Here is a 657-nt window from a genome sequence, read left to right on the forward strand (position 1 = left end):
CCCAGGCAGCGACCGAGGCGAAGGTCGGCACCACCTTCAGCGGCCGCGGCTCGGCGGTGGCCTCGTTGACAAAGGCAAGCTCCCTTTCATCCATCGGGTCGGCGCCCATGCCGATGCCATAGGCGTACAGCATCACCTCGCGATCGGTGTAGGCATATGGCTGCCCCATCGCCTGCATCGCCATCAGCTCATCGTAGTTGATCGGCATGTTGTTGGTGTCCTCCCGGAAACGCATTCTTCGTAGGGTGGGCAAAGCGAAACGTGCCCACCATCTTCATCGCGGTAGAACGGTGGGCACGGTGCTCCGCACCCTTGCCCACCCTACGACGTCATGCCTCTCCCATGACTCGTGGGACTCGCCGCTCGATCCCCACCGTCATTGCGAGCGACGCGAAGCAACCCAGAGTTTCGCCCGCGACTCTGGATTGCTTCGTCGCTTCGCTCCTCGCAATGACGCGGGGCTGCATCTCTTCTCCTCACCTGCACCGGCGTGAAGAACGGCAGCGGGGCTCCGTCGGTCGGCTTGAACACCACCTTCACCTTCTGGCCGATCTTCAAGCTGTCGAGATCGCAATCGACGAAGTTGGTCTGCAGCGATGGTCCTTCCTTCAAGGTGACGTAACCGATCGCATACGGTCCTGTCGGCGACTTGCGCAT

The 657-nt window shown here is 61.8% G+C and carries 2 pseudogenes; both read right to left on the reverse strand.

The window, feature by feature from the left end:
* Nucleotides 1-208 (reverse strand): annotated as a pseudogene (locus D9R14_RS22715) (3-alpha,7-alpha,12-alpha-trihydroxy-5-beta-cholest-24-enoyl-CoA hydratase); the annotation flags it as partial.
* A gap of 278 nt (nucleotides 209-486) precedes the next feature.
* Nucleotides 487-657, reverse strand: a pseudogene (locus D9R14_RS22720) (Zn-ribbon domain-containing OB-fold protein); the annotation flags it as partial.

Origin of the sequence: Xanthobacter tagetidis (assembly GCF_003667445.1) — a bacterium.
Taxonomy (GTDB): Bacteria; Pseudomonadota; Alphaproteobacteria; order Rhizobiales; family Xanthobacteraceae; genus Xanthobacter; species Xanthobacter tagetidis.